This is a genomic window from Bacteroides sp. 3_1_23, from assembly GCF_000162555.1.
GTDB lineage: Bacteria > Bacteroidota > Bacteroidia > Bacteroidales > Bacteroidaceae > Bacteroides > Bacteroides ovatus.
Map to the genome: position 1 here is coordinate 368,706 of NZ_GG774954.1, position 15,109 is coordinate 383,814.

General features: G+C 42.5%; 12 protein-coding genes. 6 read left to right on the forward strand and 6 right to left on the reverse strand.

Going from position 1 to position 15,109, the window contains the following annotated elements; all coding sequences use genetic code 11:
* Positions 1–26: 26 nt before the first annotated feature.
* Positions 27–119: a transposase family protein gene (locus HMPREF9010_RS26790; protein ID WP_369746448.1), complete on the reverse strand. Its 93-nt coding sequence runs from the start codon at positions 117–119 to the stop codon at positions 27–29.
* 548 nt (positions 120–667) lie between these two features.
* Here HMPREF9010_RS26790 and HMPREF9010_RS07405 point away from each other — a divergent pair.
* From HMPREF9010_RS07405 to HMPREF9010_RS07390, 4 genes are read left to right on the forward strand one after another with little or no spacing between them, the layout of a single operon-like run.
* Complete coding sequence (locus tag HMPREF9010_RS07405; RefSeq protein ID WP_008650263.1) at positions 668–2,707, forward strand: hypothetical protein; 2,040 nt, start codon at positions 668–670, stop codon at positions 2,705–2,707.
* Between the two features lie 42 nt (positions 2,708–2,749).
* Positions 2,750–3,841, forward strand: a complete 1,092-nt coding sequence (locus HMPREF9010_RS07400; RefSeq protein WP_008650264.1) for a carboxypeptidase regulatory-like domain-containing protein — start codon at positions 2,750–2,752, stop codon at positions 3,839–3,841.
* 26 nt (positions 3,842–3,867) lie between these two features.
* The gene (locus HMPREF9010_RS07395) at positions 3,868–6,798 is read left to right on the forward strand and encodes a tetratricopeptide repeat protein (RefSeq protein ID WP_008650265.1); all 2,931 of its coding nucleotides are present in this window, start codon (positions 3,868–3,870) and stop codon (positions 6,796–6,798) included.
* Complete coding sequence (locus tag HMPREF9010_RS07390; RefSeq protein WP_004321866.1) at positions 6,795–7,625, forward strand: hypothetical protein; 831 nt, start codon at positions 6,795–6,797, stop codon at positions 7,623–7,625. The genes HMPREF9010_RS07395 and HMPREF9010_RS07390 overlap by 4 nt, the downstream gene beginning before the upstream one ends.
* 29 nt (positions 7,626–7,654) lie before the next feature.
* Here HMPREF9010_RS07390 and HMPREF9010_RS07385 read toward each other — a convergent pair whose 3' ends face one another.
* Positions 7,655–8,524, reverse strand: coding sequence for a formylglycine-generating enzyme family protein (locus tag HMPREF9010_RS07385; RefSeq protein ID WP_008650266.1), 870 nt, complete (start codon positions 8,522–8,524; stop codon positions 7,655–7,657).
* Positions 8,525–8,774: 250 nt separating this feature from the next.
* Here HMPREF9010_RS07385 and HMPREF9010_RS07380 point away from each other — a divergent pair, with 250 nt between their 5' ends.
* Positions 8,775–9,833 carry a linear amide C-N hydrolase gene (locus HMPREF9010_RS07380; RefSeq protein WP_008650267.1) on the forward strand — a complete coding sequence of 353 codons (1,059 nt, stop codon included), beginning with the start codon at positions 8,775–8,777 and terminating at the stop codon, positions 9,831–9,833.
* A gap of 110 nt (positions 9,834–9,943) precedes the next feature.
* On the opposite strand, the gene HMPREF9010_RS07375 is transcribed toward HMPREF9010_RS07380, so the two are convergent.
* Positions 9,944–11,308: a dipeptidase gene (locus HMPREF9010_RS07375; protein ID WP_008650268.1), complete on the reverse strand. Its 1,365-nt coding sequence runs from the start codon at positions 11,306–11,308 to the stop codon at positions 9,944–9,946.
* Positions 11,308–12,384, reverse strand: coding sequence for a chorismate synthase (gene aroC / locus HMPREF9010_RS07370; RefSeq protein ID WP_004306728.1), 1,077 nt, complete (start codon positions 12,382–12,384; stop codon positions 11,308–11,310). The genes HMPREF9010_RS07375 and aroC overlap by 1 nt, the downstream gene beginning before the upstream one ends.
* Before the next feature lie 161 nt (positions 12,385–12,545).
* Between aroC and HMPREF9010_RS07365 the strand changes: the two genes are divergently transcribed.
* On the forward strand, positions 12,546–13,112 hold the full coding sequence (locus HMPREF9010_RS07365) for a calycin-like domain-containing protein (protein WP_004306730.1): 567 nt from the start codon (positions 12,546–12,548) through the stop codon (positions 13,110–13,112).
* Here the strand turns inward: HMPREF9010_RS07365 and HMPREF9010_RS07360 are convergent.
* Positions 13,109–13,894, reverse strand: a complete 786-nt coding sequence (locus HMPREF9010_RS07360; protein ID WP_004306732.1) for a porin family protein — start codon at positions 13,892–13,894, stop codon at positions 13,109–13,111. The genes HMPREF9010_RS07365 and HMPREF9010_RS07360 overlap by 4 nt on opposite strands.
* A gap of 32 nt (positions 13,895–13,926) precedes the next feature.
* Positions 13,927–15,012: a PCMD domain-containing protein gene (locus HMPREF9010_RS07355; protein WP_008650270.1), complete on the reverse strand. Its 1,086-nt coding sequence runs from the start codon at positions 15,010–15,012 to the stop codon at positions 13,927–13,929.
* Positions 15,013–15,109 lie beyond the last annotated feature (97 nt).

Consider the following 15,109-nt stretch of genomic DNA (forward strand, 5'->3'; position numbering starts at 1 on the left):
TGAACTCCAGACAGGTATGCGTACTTTTAGAAAAAAGCAATTTTCGCATTGCCAAATTCCTCAATCTCATTCCAGGATTGAGCGCCACAGATTACAGCAGCAATGGATATATAGATAATAGTTTCCTATTTTATGTTACTTTTTTGCGGTTCATCCTAGGATCTTCTATTTGTTTACAAAGGTCAATTATGCCAATTTTCATGTTAGTTTATGTTTTAATATATCTTATAAAGATAAGGAAAATAATCGACATTAGCAAATGATAATATGTTAATAACCAACAATATAGTAAGGAAATTACAAACGAGAATATAGTAAAAAATATAATGCGTCTGCCCTGTCACCTTATAAAGTGACATTAGTCATTCTATAAGGTGACTATTGTCCCATTGTAATGGGACAACTACCCGAGTGCATAAAAGATAATAAATTCCTGCACTGAAAATCTTAAATCTATGCACTGAAAAACTTTAAATAATAGAGACATTACCTGCATAGAAATAGTGTATCTTACCTAATTTCATATTATATGCCTCACAATAACAAGGTAAAGTGCATTGTAGAAAATAGTTATGTGAAAAACTACATAGTTTATTAAAAAACACTATATTTGTACACAACTCTAAATGTTCTACTTATAAAATACGACTATCAATAAATTATTCAGATGAACCGCTTTATTAACTACTACAAGAAGATATTCTCACAAGAGTACATGGATCGCACCATTTCGGGAGGTATCAAGTCACAGCTCACCTTGCTACTCGTTACCATTGCTACGGTGCTGACTATCTTTTTTATTATCGCGATGCTCTTTTCCATCCAACTGCATGGACACGAGGAATGGGGAGAAAGACTTTGGGTGGTGTACAATAACTTTGTCGATCCCGGTAACCAAATAGAAGAGACTGCCTGGCCTAACAGGATATTAGTGGGACTTATCAGCATTTCGGGATCCGTTTTACTGGGCGGTGTGCTCATCTCTACCATCTCTAATATTATAGAGCGGCGTGTGGGGGTGGTATACACAGGGCGAATGACCTACCGTAATATAAAAAATCATTATGTGCTAATAGGATTCAATGAATTGTCTATCAATATGATACGCGAACTGTATGACGAATGTCCTTCAGCACGCATCTTGCTGATGAGCGGTATAGAGGCGGCGACAGTGCGCCATCGTATACAGTCGGCCCTACCCATCGAGATAGAGAGACAAGTGCTTGTTTACTTTGGCAACATTGAGTCGATTGAGGAACTCCAGCGGTTGAACATAGAGAGTGCTATTGAAGTGTATGTGTTGGGTGATGAAGAACGTTACGGGCGCGATGCTAAAAATATCGCTATTGTGCATTTGGTGAGTGCTCTGCGTGGTAAATGTTCTGATGGCAAGATGATGCCTGTGTATGTACAGTTCGACAGCATCCCTTCATATTCCAACATACAGAAAATGAATCTGCCGCCCGAAGTCTTTTGTATAGAAGGCAAGCCTAATATTTTCTTTCGCCCCTTTAATCTCCACGAAAACTTGGCCCGGCAGCTATGGAGCCTTTATGCAGCCGATTGTGAAAGGCGTTATGATCCGCTGGATTATCGTCCCATAAGCATAACGCAACAACCTGATGGAAGTTGGAGCGCTACCAGTCAAGACTATGTGCATTTGGTTATTGTGGGATTCAACCGAGTGGGACGCTCGTTGCTACTCGAAGCACTACGTATCTGCCATTATGCCAATTATGATGACCGCCTGCCTGCAGATGAACGTATACGTACCCGCATCACTTTAGTAGATCGCGAGATGGAGGCACAGGAAGACTACTTCAAAGCTCAATTTCCCTATATAGAGAATCAAATAGATGATATTGAGGTGGAATATTGCCATGACGACATTTGTAGTACCGCTATGCGTACCCGCCTGCAGCAGTGGGCACAAAATAAGCATTGTATGCTTACAGTGGCTATTTGTGTGCATGATCCCGATTTGAGCCTTTCATTAGGACTAAACTTGCCGCATGAAGTTTATCAATATCAGTGTCGTGTGCTTATCCGTCAGGAATTTAATAATGATTTGTCGTCAATGGTGGACGATGAGAAGGGACGTTATCGCTATGTCAAAGTGTTTGGCATGGTAGACAGGGGAATAAAGAAAAACATCTTACAAGACAAACTGGCTTTGTATGTGAACTACTTATACGATTGTTGTTATGCTGATGAAAGCCTCAAACAAAAAGAGGTATTGAAGAAAATGTATGAATCCTATGGCAACCACTCTGCCGACTTTATTTTGATGAACCACCAGGCGCAATATCTATGGAATAAATTAAGCGAGCCGCTGCGCTGGGCTAACCGCTATCAACTAGATGCCTATAGTGTATTTTGTCGCACACTGGGCTATGGCATCAGACGGAGTAACTGCTCACCGACACACATATCCAAATCTATGTTCAATGAAGAACTGCCAGCCCAAGTTTTGTATCTGTTAGTGCGCATGGAGAAGTACCGATGGAATGCCGAGCGTACGGTGGCCGGCTGGAAACGTGCTAAGGTGAAGGATAAGGTGTTTTTGCTACATCCTCTTATTATGCCTTTCAGCGAACTACTACAAAGGCATCCCGAGGAGGTAGAGAAGGATGCTGATGTTATTTATAATTTGCCCTACATATTGGCATTGGGAGGATATGAACTTTATAGATTGGCCGATCAATAGATCCATATAACATTCGTATATAACGGCACAACATTTAGATACATGAAAAACGTGAAAGTCTTTATTGCTTCGTCGGCAGAACTTGATGAAGATAAATTGCAGATGGACCTCTACTTTTCGCAGAAGAATAAGGGATATAGGAAACGTGCCATCTGCTTCGAACAGCGTACCTGGCGTGATTTTCCCAGCTACCTTTCTGAGGAGCATCTGCAGAATAGATACGATGATTACATTCGCCAATGTGATATTGTGATTTTTCTTTTCCATACTCGTTTGGGGCAATATACGCTACGCGAACTGCAAGTCGCTTTTGAACAAGTGAAAGCGAGTGGTGGTAAACGTCCAAAAATTTACATTTATGCTAAACGCGACGAGCATGGCGCGGCACTACTGGAGAAACTAAAACAATACAGTGAGCAAGAATATGGACACTTCTGTGATACTTATGCCGACTACAATGAGCTGTTTCATCACTTTGACTATCAGTTAACGCAACTGGAAAATGAAGGTTTCATACGTCCCAATCCTGTAGACTTACCGCGTACTAGACGTTTTGTACTGCTTTGTTTGCTGCCTGTGGTGATAGTGGCTTTCTTCTTGCTGGCCTATCAGTTATGGCAACCTGTGACGTTTAGGGTCGAACTGAAGGAGAATATATCTACCACACTGCCCTTTCGGGGAGCTACGCTCACACTGAAGTATGCCGATGTAGTGGAAACCCGTGAACTGGCTACGTTGCAAGAGGTGGTGGAATTTGAAGGCATCAACCGCAAGTATGCTTGGCTCGACGACTTCACGCTAAGTTTCAAAGCTAAGGGGTATATGCCTGTAGATACTACACTAAGTTACACCAATACTTGTTTTCTAAGCATCTGTCGTAATAATGATGCTGGTGTGCTACAAGGTGTTGTGACCGACGAAGAACGACAACCCGTGGCTGATGCTCGTGTACAAGTGCTGGGCTATTCTGCACAAACTGGGGCCGATGGCTCCTTCTTGATAGAGGTACCATTATCGCAGCAAGCCACTAGCTATCGTCTCACAGTGATGAAAGCAGGTTTCGAAATCTGGGATTATAATGGGGTAGCTCCGTCGCCTACCGAGCAGATGCGCATAGCCTTGCGCAAAAAATAGTATAACCTTCAAACAACAGTGTACTCATGAAAAAACTCCTACTTACAGTTGCGCTATGTGCAGCTACTTTTTGGGTTATACGTGCACAGAGCCAACGCGGCACTGTAATGATACAAAATTCTGGTAAAAAAGCCTTGCCGCAAGTAAATATAGTGATAGAGGGGGCTACACCCACTACCAGTGATGCGCGGGGCTGTTTTGAGGTACAACTACCCAATCATATAGAGGGACAGCGGCTACTTATACAACAGATAGCCTATCGTGACTGGGTGGTGGTTAATCAATATATGGTGAACCAATGGGTATATGCACCTACCAAAAACTATCGGGTAGATATGTGTGCTAAAGAGGAGTATACGGCTAGAGTTGAGCAATTCTACCAGATAGGTAAAACCAATGCGAAGGCTAAGTATACCAGTGCCATGGCTCAACTCAAACAACTCAAAGAGGAAGGTAAAGTGAATAGCGACCGCTATATGCAACGCCGGAAAGAGATACAAGCGGCTCTGAACACTGCACAAGAGATGTTAGACTGTTATGTACCTTTGCTGGTAGCTATCAATACAGACTATTTGGAACCTATAGAAAAACAGGCACAACAACTAGTGACGCAGGGAAAGCTGGATGAGGCTATCGGACTATACGAAGGATTACAATTGGAAAAAAGATTGGCTCATGACCTTGGCTTAAAGAAACAGTGGGATGAAGATATCGAAAGTATGATACCCACTGTTGAACGCTATGCACAAACATTGGTGTTACAAGGTGGTGAGGAGAGTTACCGGAAGGCAGGAGATTTATTCAAGAAGATAGCTGACAGTAGTCCCACACACATGGACCGTAATGCCGATTACGCAAACTTTGCTTATCATCAACGGAATTTTACAGATGCAGAGACTTACTACAAGAAAGCCATAGAGCACAGCAAAACACCTTATGATTTGGCTGATTGGTATACGAAACTAGGCCTTATCTATGATGATATGAACCGTTTGGATGAGAGTATCGGCTACTTTGACAAAGCACAACAATTGCTCGAAAAGTTACCGCGGAACATACTGGCTACAGCCGAACTTACTGTAAACCTTGATATCAACTTATCGACTGTACTCTTTAAAATGGTACGTAAGGGTACTCCCGAAACAAAATTGAAAGGTTGCCGAATAGCGCTCAATTCGCTCAAAGAGGCTGTGAAGATACTATTAGCTTTAGGTCCCACACAGGCACCAGACTACGAATCTAAGCTTATGGTCTGTTATCAAAACATGACTACTATCTATGGGGTGATGGGCGACAAGAAAGGGCTGGAACAAGCCCAGGCGGACATTGCTAAACTTAATATGACTGATGCTAAAGCTGATACGCAGGTAGAGTATTGGGTGGCGAAAGGAAACAATGCCAATTATAAAAAGAAATATGACGAGATGTTAGCTGCCTATCTGAAAGCTGATGAGATCATAGAGAAATTGTATCGTAACAATCCTTCTCAATATAAAATAGAGCGTATTACTATCTATCAGTTGTTAGCTGCTGCCTATTATGAGCTGGATCGCTATGTCGAAGCGGTGGATGCTGATGAAGAAGGCTTGGCTATTTTCAACACTCTCCCCGACGAGGAGCAGAGTACACAACGCGAACTTTATTATAACCTCTATTACAATCTCTATCAATGCTACTATTACACCCAACAGCATAATGAGGCATACGATGCTATCGAAAAGATTCATCCTTTCCTGAAGACCGAGGCGTCAGAATATGCTATAAATATATGGTTCACAGCGCTCAACGCCGCCTACAATTTGGGGCGTTATGAAATCTTGAAATATAGTGAAGAGATTATTGAGACCCTGAAAGCATGTCAGGACAACAAGGCTGTTTATTCGCAGGTCAATGCTTGTTATGCCTTTTTAGGAGCACTTTTTTTCAATACTGGGCATGTAGATACAGCTCTTTATTTTTATGATCTTAGTGATAAGTGTGCTACCCAGCACGGACATGTCCGTATGTTGGCTTATAATAAACTCAATCGTCTGTCGCTTAATCTCACAGGTCATCGGGCACAGGAAGTCGTAGCAGATGCTCCTGCCATAGAAACTGAATTGAAGAAAAGGGAGGGAGATAACGACAGTTTTGCACAGCTAAAGTATATTCAAATGATGGCCTATATGATGCTGGGGCAGTGGAACGAAGCTAATCGTATCTCTCAACTCATGAATCAGATGCCACCTCAAGATGCTGCTGTCGGACGTGCCCGTGCGCTATTGGCCCAGGCTGTGCTATGTATACACACTAAACAGGAGGCAAAGCCCTATTTTGATCGTTTCATGACCGAGGCAGAGGATGCGCGCCGCTCCAGTCTCTTCATGTACCACGAACTGATGGCAGACTACTATTTTGTATGCCTCTACTATGCTATGCAGAATAAACAATACAAACAGGCTTCAGAGATTACTGCCAAATTAGCTGATGTTATGAATAATTTGACCGAGGAATCTCCTATTCGAGGCGTTTATATGCAAATACAGTTCCTGAACAAATGCGGAGATTTGGCTTACTTCACTCACCACTATCAGAAGGCTCTCGATATATATGAAAGTACTATCTCTTTATTTTATGAATATCATGCAAACTCAAAAGTGCAATGTTATACCTATATGTATGACTGGGTGTCGACATTACTGCTAGATAATGATTTTTATAAAGCAGAGCAAACCATGCGACAGATGGGAACAGCCCGTCAGGGGATCATTCAGCAGGCCTTCATACTAGCACTTCATGTTTTACATACCGATGTCCAAGCGGGTAAAGAACTGGTGGCTCATCTCAAAACTCGTAAGTTGTATAAAAGTGAAGAGTTTTATGCTCCGGTTTTATTGCTTTACAGTAAACAGATGAAGGATCGCATAGGTCAAGACTATCAACCTACACTAAATCTACTCATTCAGTTGTTGTCATGAGAAAATATTTGTTGTCATCAGTTTTTTGTGGGCTATGTGTTCTTGGTATTCAGGCTCAAGTTACACTCAAAGGAGTGGCTGTGAAAATGAACTCTGATTTTACTCCTGTAGCAGGAGTAGAGGTTGTTGTACAAGGTGGTGTGCCTACTCTCACTGATGGCGCGGGTACTTTTATACTGAAACTACCTCACATGGAATCGGGCGACCTTCTTTTTGATATCCGTATCAGCAAACAGGGTATGGAGATCGTTAATCTCAAAGAGGTAGAGCAATGGGTGGCAAGTGGAGATATACTCTATAAAGTAGTACTCTGTCCGAAAGGGTATATTGAGCAGAGCAGGCGCAAATTCTACAACATAGGCAAGAGTTACTATCAGCGGGAGTATGAACGCAAATTGCAGGAACTCCGTGTGACACGTGAGTTGCAGCAGGCAGATATTGCTACTTTTGAACAAGAGATGTCACAACTCAGTCAGGAGTATGATAAGCGTATGAAGTTGCTGGATTACTATGCCGATAAGTTTGCACGTATCAACAAGGACGAGCTGTCGGCCATGGAGCGACAAGCTATGGCATTGGTAGAGAAGGGAGACATTGATGGTGCTATACACATCTATGAAGCATCGGGTATTGTGGAACAATTTAGTAACAAAATGGCGCAACGTGATTCATTGCAACAGTCATTGCAAACTACCCGTAGGCTCATTAAACAGCAGTTGGAGTGGTATGAAAAAGAGGGAGGCAGTGTATCTCAAGAAAAAGCGATTCAGCTTAAGCAGGCGTTACAACAACTAGAGGAAAAGTACAAACTAATGAATAGAAAATGAAGTAAGCACTATACAAAGATTGTGTACTTTTAATCTGGCAGTGACACTACCAGCCGTAATCCATAATCAATATCCCATCGTTGCGGGTTAACTCCGTAGCGGCTGGTGACTTTACAATATTTCTCGAAGGTATAATAACTACCTCCACGCAACACTTTATGCGTATCTTTTTCGCTTATAACCGGAGCGATGTTTCCGGTAAAAGGAACCTTTCTGTCATACCAGTCCATACACCATTCATATACGTTTCCACTCATGTCATAAAGTCCCAGTTCGTTGGGCTTCTTCGTTCCTGTTTCTTTGGATACGTAAGTATTGTAATATTTTTCTCTAAACCAGGCGGCAACCTGTTCTGCATTATTGCTGCCGGCATAGATGAAATTCTTGGTTTTTAGTCCCCCACGTGCTGCATATTCCCATTCTGCTTCGAAGGGGAGACGGAAGGGTAGACCGCTTAATTGAGAAAGTTTTTGGGTAAATCGTTGAGCGTTGAACCAATTGACTTGGTCTACCGGATAGTTACGTCTGTGTTGGTTAGAAGGATTTTCTCCCATAATGACATACCATTCATCCTGACTAACTTCATATCGGTTGATGAAAAAAGAGGCTACATCCACGGGATAGTTGTTGTTGTCTCCGAGATTGGCTGTACCACCTTCCACATAAACCATATTCCATAGTATATAGCGTATAACCTCTTTTTGTTCTTTATTTATTGTTGGCGACCAGTGCAAGGCTTTTTCCAATTTGGAGGGGAGAGTGTCAATAATACTTGCTTCTCTTCGACATTTATCGTAGTATCGTTGCCACACTTGTTGTTCTTGCGCTCTGCTTGATAATGCGATTCCTTGTAATAGAAAGCAAATGATTATAGTTTGTTTGGTGTACTCTTTTATCATGATAATTGTATGTTTATTTATTGGACGAACTAAAGTAGTAATGACTGCAATAGTAACACTTAAATTTATTTAATATTTTTCGCTAAGAAGTGATCTCTGTGATGGTAACCCTCATACGTTGAAAACCCAAAATTTCTTCCTGCATTGAATAAATGCCTTTTTTTCATTAAAATCCTCTTTCTTTTAGGCAATAATCGTGGCGCGTTTGTTATTTATAAATAAGAAGATTAATTATTTAAATAGAATGAACATGAAGAAAAAATTAGCAGGAGTTGCATTGGTGTTGGCTGTCGTCTCTTTGATGAGTATACAGCCTGTAGAAGCATGTACGCGTGCAGTGTATATAGGCCCTGACCAGATGGTGGTAACAGGACGTACAATGGACTGGAAGGAAGATATCATGACGAATATCTATGTATTTCCGCGTGGCATCCAACGTATGGGACATAACAAAGAGAAAACTGTGAACTGGACTTCCAAATATGGAAGTGTGATTGCTACAGGATATGATATAGGTACTTGTGACGGAATGAACGAGAAAGGATTAGTGGCTAGCCTGCTTTTCTTGCCGGAATCCATTTACTCTCTTCCCGGCGATACCCGTCCGGCAATGGGCATCAGCATTTGGACACAGTATGTGCTTGATAACTTTGCCACGGTACGCGAAGCGGTGGATGAATTGAAAAAGGAGACTTTCCGCATTGATGCTCCCCGTATGCCGAATGGAGGACCGGAGTCTACCTTACATCTGGCCATAACCGATGAAACAGGCAATACGGCTGTATTGGAATATCTGGATGGGAAATTAAGTATTCACGAAGGAAAAGAATACCGGGTGATGACAAATTCTCCTCGATATGAACAGCAGTTGGCCATTAATGATTACTGGAAAGAAATCGGTGGCTTACAGATGTTACCCGGAACCAATCGGGCAAGCGACCGTTTTGTACGGGCTTCATTCTACATTCATGCCATTCCCCAAATTGCGGATGCAAAGATTGCAGTTCCCAGCGTGTTGAGTGTGATGCGTAATGTTTCCGTGCCATTTGGTATTAATACACCGGAGAAGCCTTATATATCTTCTACCCGTTGGCGTTCCGTATCCGATCAGAAGAATAAGGTATATTATTTCGAATCTACCCTGACTCCGAATTTGTTTTGGCTGGATTTGAAGAAAATTGATTTTAGTCCGAAAGCCGGCATTAAGAAACTGTCTCTGACAAAGGGCGAAATTTATGCAGGTGATGCAGTGAAGGATTTAAAAGACAGCCAATCATTTACCTTCCTTTTCGAGACTCCGGTCATGTAATTTGTCAGTGTGATAGATATATAAAAGAGTGGTGGACAAATGCTTGTAATCAAGCTTGTCCACCACTTTTTTATATGTATCGTTTATAACTTGATTGTTATTTATCCGCTTTATCGTCTGGCATATTCCTGATGAAACTCTATGACTGCCTCTATCCCTTTCCGGAAGATATCCAATGAGCAGTTCTCGTTCGGAGAATGGATCGCATTCGATTCGAGTCCAAATCCCATCAATACGGTTTTGATTCCCAATACCTGTTCGAAAGTAGAGATGATGGGAATACTTCCGCCACGGCGTACCGCCAACGGCTTTTTCCCGAAAGCGATCTCGAAACCTTTCTCTGCTGCCTGATAGGCAGGAAGTGAAATCGGGCACACATATCCTTGTCCCCCGTGCATGGGAGTCACTTTCACTTGTACTGTATCAGGAGTGATACTAAGAATATAATCTGCGAACATTTGCGAAATCTTATGGTGATCCTGATGCGGTACTAACCGGCAAGATACTTTAGCATAAGCCTTTGAAGGCAGTACGGTTTTAGAACCTTCTCCTGTATATCCGCCCCAAATACCACATACGTCAAAAGACGGACGGCAACTGTTACGTTCCAATGTGCTATATCCTTTTTCTCCGAAAAGCTCTTTTACACCGATTGCTTCTTTGTATTTCTTTTCGTCAAAAGGAATATAGGCTATCATTTCCCGTTCGGTTTGCGGCACTTCTTCCACATCATCGTAGAATCCGGGAACAGTGATACGTCCGTCGGCATCCGTTACTTTGCTAATAATCTGGCAAAGCGCGTTGATCGGATTGGCTACCGCACCCCCGAAATGTCCGGAATGCAAGTCACGATTCGGTCCCGTCACTTCTATTTCCCAATAAGCCAGCCCGCGCAGACCAGTAGTCAATGAGGGCAGTTCAGCTCCTAGCATACTCGTATCCGACACCAGAATAACGTCTGCTTTCAGCAATTCTTTATGTTCTTCGCAGAAAGCTTCCAGACTGGGTGAACCTATTTCTTCTTCACCCTCGAAGATGAACTTCACATTATTCTTCAGTAATCCGTTTTTGACGAGATATTCAAATGCTTTCACCTGAATGAACGATTGTCCTTTGTCATCATCCGCTCCACGTGCCCAGATATGTCCGTCACGTATTTCCGGTTCAAACGGTTCGCTTTTCCAGAGTTCCAATGGTTCGGCCGGCATCACATCGTAATGAGCGTAGATTAATACAGTCTTTGCATCCGGGTTCACGATCTTTTGAGCGAAAACAACCGGATTGCCCTGTGAGGGCATTACCAATGCTTCGTCCACACCTGCTTCCAATAACAGTTGTGCCCAGCGTTCCGCACAAGCCAGCATATCGTCGTGGTGCTCCGGCAGAGCACTGATACTGGGAATGCGAATAAGGCTGAACAAGTCATCCATCATCTTTGGTTCGTGTGCCGCTATGTATTTCTGAATCTCGTTCATTAGAGTTGCGTCGTTTTATCCAGTAAGTAATAATCGAGTATAGTCATGGCGGCCATTGCTTCTACGATAGGTACGGCACGAGGTAATACACAAGCGTCATGACGTCCGCGTGCTTTCAGAGTGGTGTCGACGCCATCAATGTTGACAGTTTCCTGTTCCATCAGCAGCGTGGCAATCGGTTTGAACACTACACGGAAATAAATATCCTGACCATTACTCAATCCCCCCTGAATACCTCCGGAGTGATTGGTATGCGTCTCGATCCGTCCGTTATTGTTATAGAAAACATCGTTCTGTTCGGAACCTTTCATTTTCAAACCCTTGAATCCTTCACCGTATTCGAATGCTTTGGCAGCGTTGATGCTTAACATGGCGTTACCCAGGGCAGCATGAAGTTTACCGAAAACAGGTTGTCCCAATCCGATGGGGCATCCCTTAATGACACAGGTCAGTGTACCTCCGATGGTATCGCCTTCACCTTTTACCTTATATATAAGGTCTGCCATTTCTTTTGCTTTTTCAGGGTCCGGACAACGTACATCGTTGGTTTCTATCAGGTCGAAATTATAGTCCGAGTAAGTACCCTCAAGCTTGATAGGACCTACCTGTGAGGTATAGGCAGTGATATTGACTCCCAGTTGGCGGAGTGCCAGCTTAGCCAATGCACCGGCTACAACGCGCGAAATCGTTTCGCGTGCAGAGGAACGTCCGCCGCCGCGATGGTCACGGATTCCATACTTCACCGTGTATGTGTAATCAGCGTGTGAAGGACGATATACATTTTTCAGATTGTTGTAGTCATTGGGGTGTTGGTTTTCATTCCAAACGATAAAACCGATAGGACACCCGGTTGATTTCCCCTCAAAAATACCTGAAAGAAACTCTACTTTATCAGCTTCTTTGCGTGGGGTGGTAAGGATTGATTGTCCCGGACGACGGCGATTTAGTTCTTGTTGTACAAATTCTTCGTCGATGGTAATTCCTGATGGGAATCCGTCAATCACTCCTCCAATTCCTTTTCCATGAGACTCACCGAAACTTGTGAGTCGAAAGATATTGCCAAATGAATTAAACATAGTTGTGGCTTTTTTAAAATTACTATATGCAAATATAACAAAGTTTTCGGTAAGAAAGTTGCGAACTCGAAATAACTTCGAAAAAGGAAGCATATTGAACCTTTTTTCTTCTTTTTAGTTTATAAAGGACGAATTTATTGTAATAACTAAACCAAAGACGTATGAAAAAGAATCTATTGTATTTATGGGCATTGGTATGTTCTCTTACTCTCTTTGCTGCTTGTAGCAGTGATGACGACGATAGTGATAACAAGAATAATGAGAATCCTCCCGAAGAGGAAGCTGTGATAACGGCTCCGGATGTAATCGGAACGTATTGGGGAAATCTGGATATATCCATGATACCGGATGGCTCCGATCAGGAAATTGTCATCGGCGACGGAATAGAGAAGTTTATCACGCTTTCGCAGGTCAGCAATACGGAAGTGAAGATTGAACTGAAGGATTTTGAATTGTTCATCAACCAGCAGATATTAAAATTTGGAGATATTGTCATTGATAAATGTGAAGTGAAAAAGGGGGAAGGTATGTCTACATTCACCGGACAGCAAGATCTTACATTTGAAGGAGATGCTGCCTCTTTGGGTAATTGTCCTGTAACAGTTACGGGAACTGTAGAAGGTGGAAATGCAGACATGACTATTAATGTGAAAGTGCCTGTATTGCAACAGACGGTGAAAGTAACCTACTCCGGAGTGAAGCAGGTGGCAGAGCCTAGTGGGACTTAAAAAGCATACCCGAAACCTATATTCAAGTAGATGGGGTACATGGCAAAAGTGACTGTATTAAAATCGTTTTTAAATATATCATTCAATCCCCAGGTAAGATCGGCATACACATTGAGGTGCTTGAAGGCTCGCCATCCGGCTCCTATCTGTAATCCCCACTGGAAATGTCTCAAGTCGTCCGAGAAATCGTATGTTGCAATTTTACCGTCGGTAAACTCAACCTTCGGACCGGTGGGATTATCTTCCCGCAAATATCCTTCGTATACGTGACCTGAAAATTCTCTTGAAAGTAGATAGGAGAAATAAGGCCCGGCTTTGATGTTCCACCGGTTGGTTAGTTTGTAGGTAGCCATTAGAGGTATTGTCAGTCCGGCAGTATGTACTTTGGTTTTTACTCCGCCTGTCCATACTCCGCTGATTCTTTCACCTCCCTGCCCGAGAATCTCCATATTGTAATTCTTCACGGTGGCTTCGGTAGTCATTGCTTTGTTTTCAAGTCGCAATCCGACTATAATTCCGAGCTTGTTCTGAACGGCAATCCATTTGGTCACTTCACCTCCTATACTGATAGCTAATGTCGGGTTATATCCGTCAATGGAACGGATTTCCACCGGAAGAGGAAGCGGGGCTGTGCCGCCAATGCTGAAACCTGCTTTTATCTCATATTCCAGTCCGTGAAGGGCGGAACGGATCAGTGTTTCATTTCGATCAACCTGTGCATAGCCGGGGAGGGCTATTCCTATACAGGTTAGTAAACTGAATATATACGGATAGATTTTCATCGTTTTTGTTGTTATAAAGTTATTTAGTTCCACTAATCTTCCGAGTGATAGATTAACTCGGCCTCGTCAATGAGCAACGTACTTCCGATTGCTCCGTTAAAATGATCTCCTTCCAGACTTGAGGTGAACACTATGGCTATATTGTATTTTCCATCCATTAGCTTTTCCTTATCTATGAATTTGCCGGGGAGAGTGGTGAAAGGAAGCTTAAAGTAAGTCCATTCGTTCGTTTCTTTGGCATTATTAATCCGTGCTGTTGAAATCAGGTTTGGGCTGGTAAATGCGTTCGTTCCGTCAAGGGTTGGAACAGATTCGCTGGTTTCGTACATGATGGCATATATGTCACAGATATCCCGTTTCCCATTTACAGGTTTGCCTCCTTCTGTAAACTGATCTCCCGCTTTGTACTTATAATAGCCAGCCAGATAAGTAGGTACATGCCGGAAAGGAAGACCGAATTTAGTTGCTTTAAGCGGATTACTCATTGCATTGCTTACATCAAAGGAACCGATAAACAGATTTCCTGCCGCGATAGGCATTCCTGCTATTTGTCCAAAGAATCCGGTACTGCGTGTCACTAAAGAAAGGCATTTGCCGGCTTTTCCGTCCGTTATTTGGAAAGTGGGATAGTCATCAGCAGTTTTGGCTACGCCGGTCATGGCATAGCCCGCATTTCCGCTGGCCCATTCCATAACGACTTTACCTCCTTCGCGTTCTACAAATATGTAGTACTTCTTTCCGCCAAGCGTATCTTCGAAATTATAGTTCGTGGCAAGTTCCGTGTCGATAACGGATATGATATACGTTTTCTTCCAAACACCATCGGCAGCTGTAACAGTATATTCTTGTGGAGTATTGAAATTTCGTTCCGTACCGCTAAGAGGATTAATTGTAGCTCCCGGAGTCAATGTAAATTCAGGTGTAAGTTCTGAAATATCAGTTCCCGGACCGACGAAGATAGTGATGGAATTATTGTTAATAATAGGACTGGTTGTCATGGCTACTCCTGGTAGTGCGCAACTTAATATGTCTGCTTCTGCATTGAGAGCTTCTTCGCGGATACATGAAGAGGAAACAATAGCCAGTAGCAAATAGAGAATCACGTGTTTTGCTTTCATTTTTCTATCAATTCTTTCTGTTAAAGTTTGGTGTATGGGAGATTTTATAACAATATGAGATTTTATTTGTTCATTATAGAATGTTGGAAAAGAAAGA

Excerpts from the sequence above, each read along its gene's own strand:
- HMPREF9010_RS07395 (WP_008650265.1), top strand. The coding sequence starts at position 3,868 with ATGAAAAAACTCCTACTTACAGTTGCGCTATGTGCAGCTACTTTTTGG.
- HMPREF9010_RS07400 (WP_008650264.1), top strand. The coding sequence starts at position 2,750 with ATGAAAAACGTGAAAGTCTTTATTGCTTCGTCGGCAGAACTTGATGAA.
- HMPREF9010_RS07360 (WP_004306732.1), bottom strand. The coding sequence starts at position 13,894 with ATGAAAATCTATCCGTATATATTCAGTTTACTAACCTGTATAGGAATA.
- HMPREF9010_RS07390 (WP_004321866.1), top strand. The coding sequence starts at position 6,795 with ATGAGAAAATATTTGTTGTCATCAGTTTTTTGTGGGCTATGTGTTCTT.
- HMPREF9010_RS07405 (WP_008650263.1), top strand. The coding sequence starts at position 668 with ATGAACCGCTTTATTAACTACTACAAGAAGATATTCTCACAAGAGTAC.
- HMPREF9010_RS07365 (WP_004306730.1), top strand. The coding sequence starts at position 12,546 with ATGAAAAAGAATCTATTGTATTTATGGGCATTGGTATGTTCTCTTACT.
- HMPREF9010_RS07380 (WP_008650267.1), top strand. The coding sequence starts at position 8,775 with ATGAAGAAAAAATTAGCAGGAGTTGCATTGGTGTTGGCTGTCGTCTCT.
- aroC (WP_004306728.1), bottom strand. The coding sequence starts at position 12,384 with ATGTTTAATTCATTTGGCAATATCTTTCGACTCACAAGTTTCGGTGAG.
- HMPREF9010_RS07355 (WP_008650270.1), bottom strand. The coding sequence starts at position 15,012 with ATGAAAGCAAAACACGTGATTCTCTATTTGCTACTGGCTATTGTTTCC.
- HMPREF9010_RS07375 (WP_008650268.1), bottom strand. The coding sequence starts at position 11,308 with ATGAACGAGATTCAGAAATACATAGCGGCACACGAACCAAAGATGATG.
- HMPREF9010_RS07385 (WP_008650266.1), bottom strand. The coding sequence starts at position 8,524 with ATGATAAAAGAGTACACCAAACAAACTATAATCATTTGCTTTCTATTA.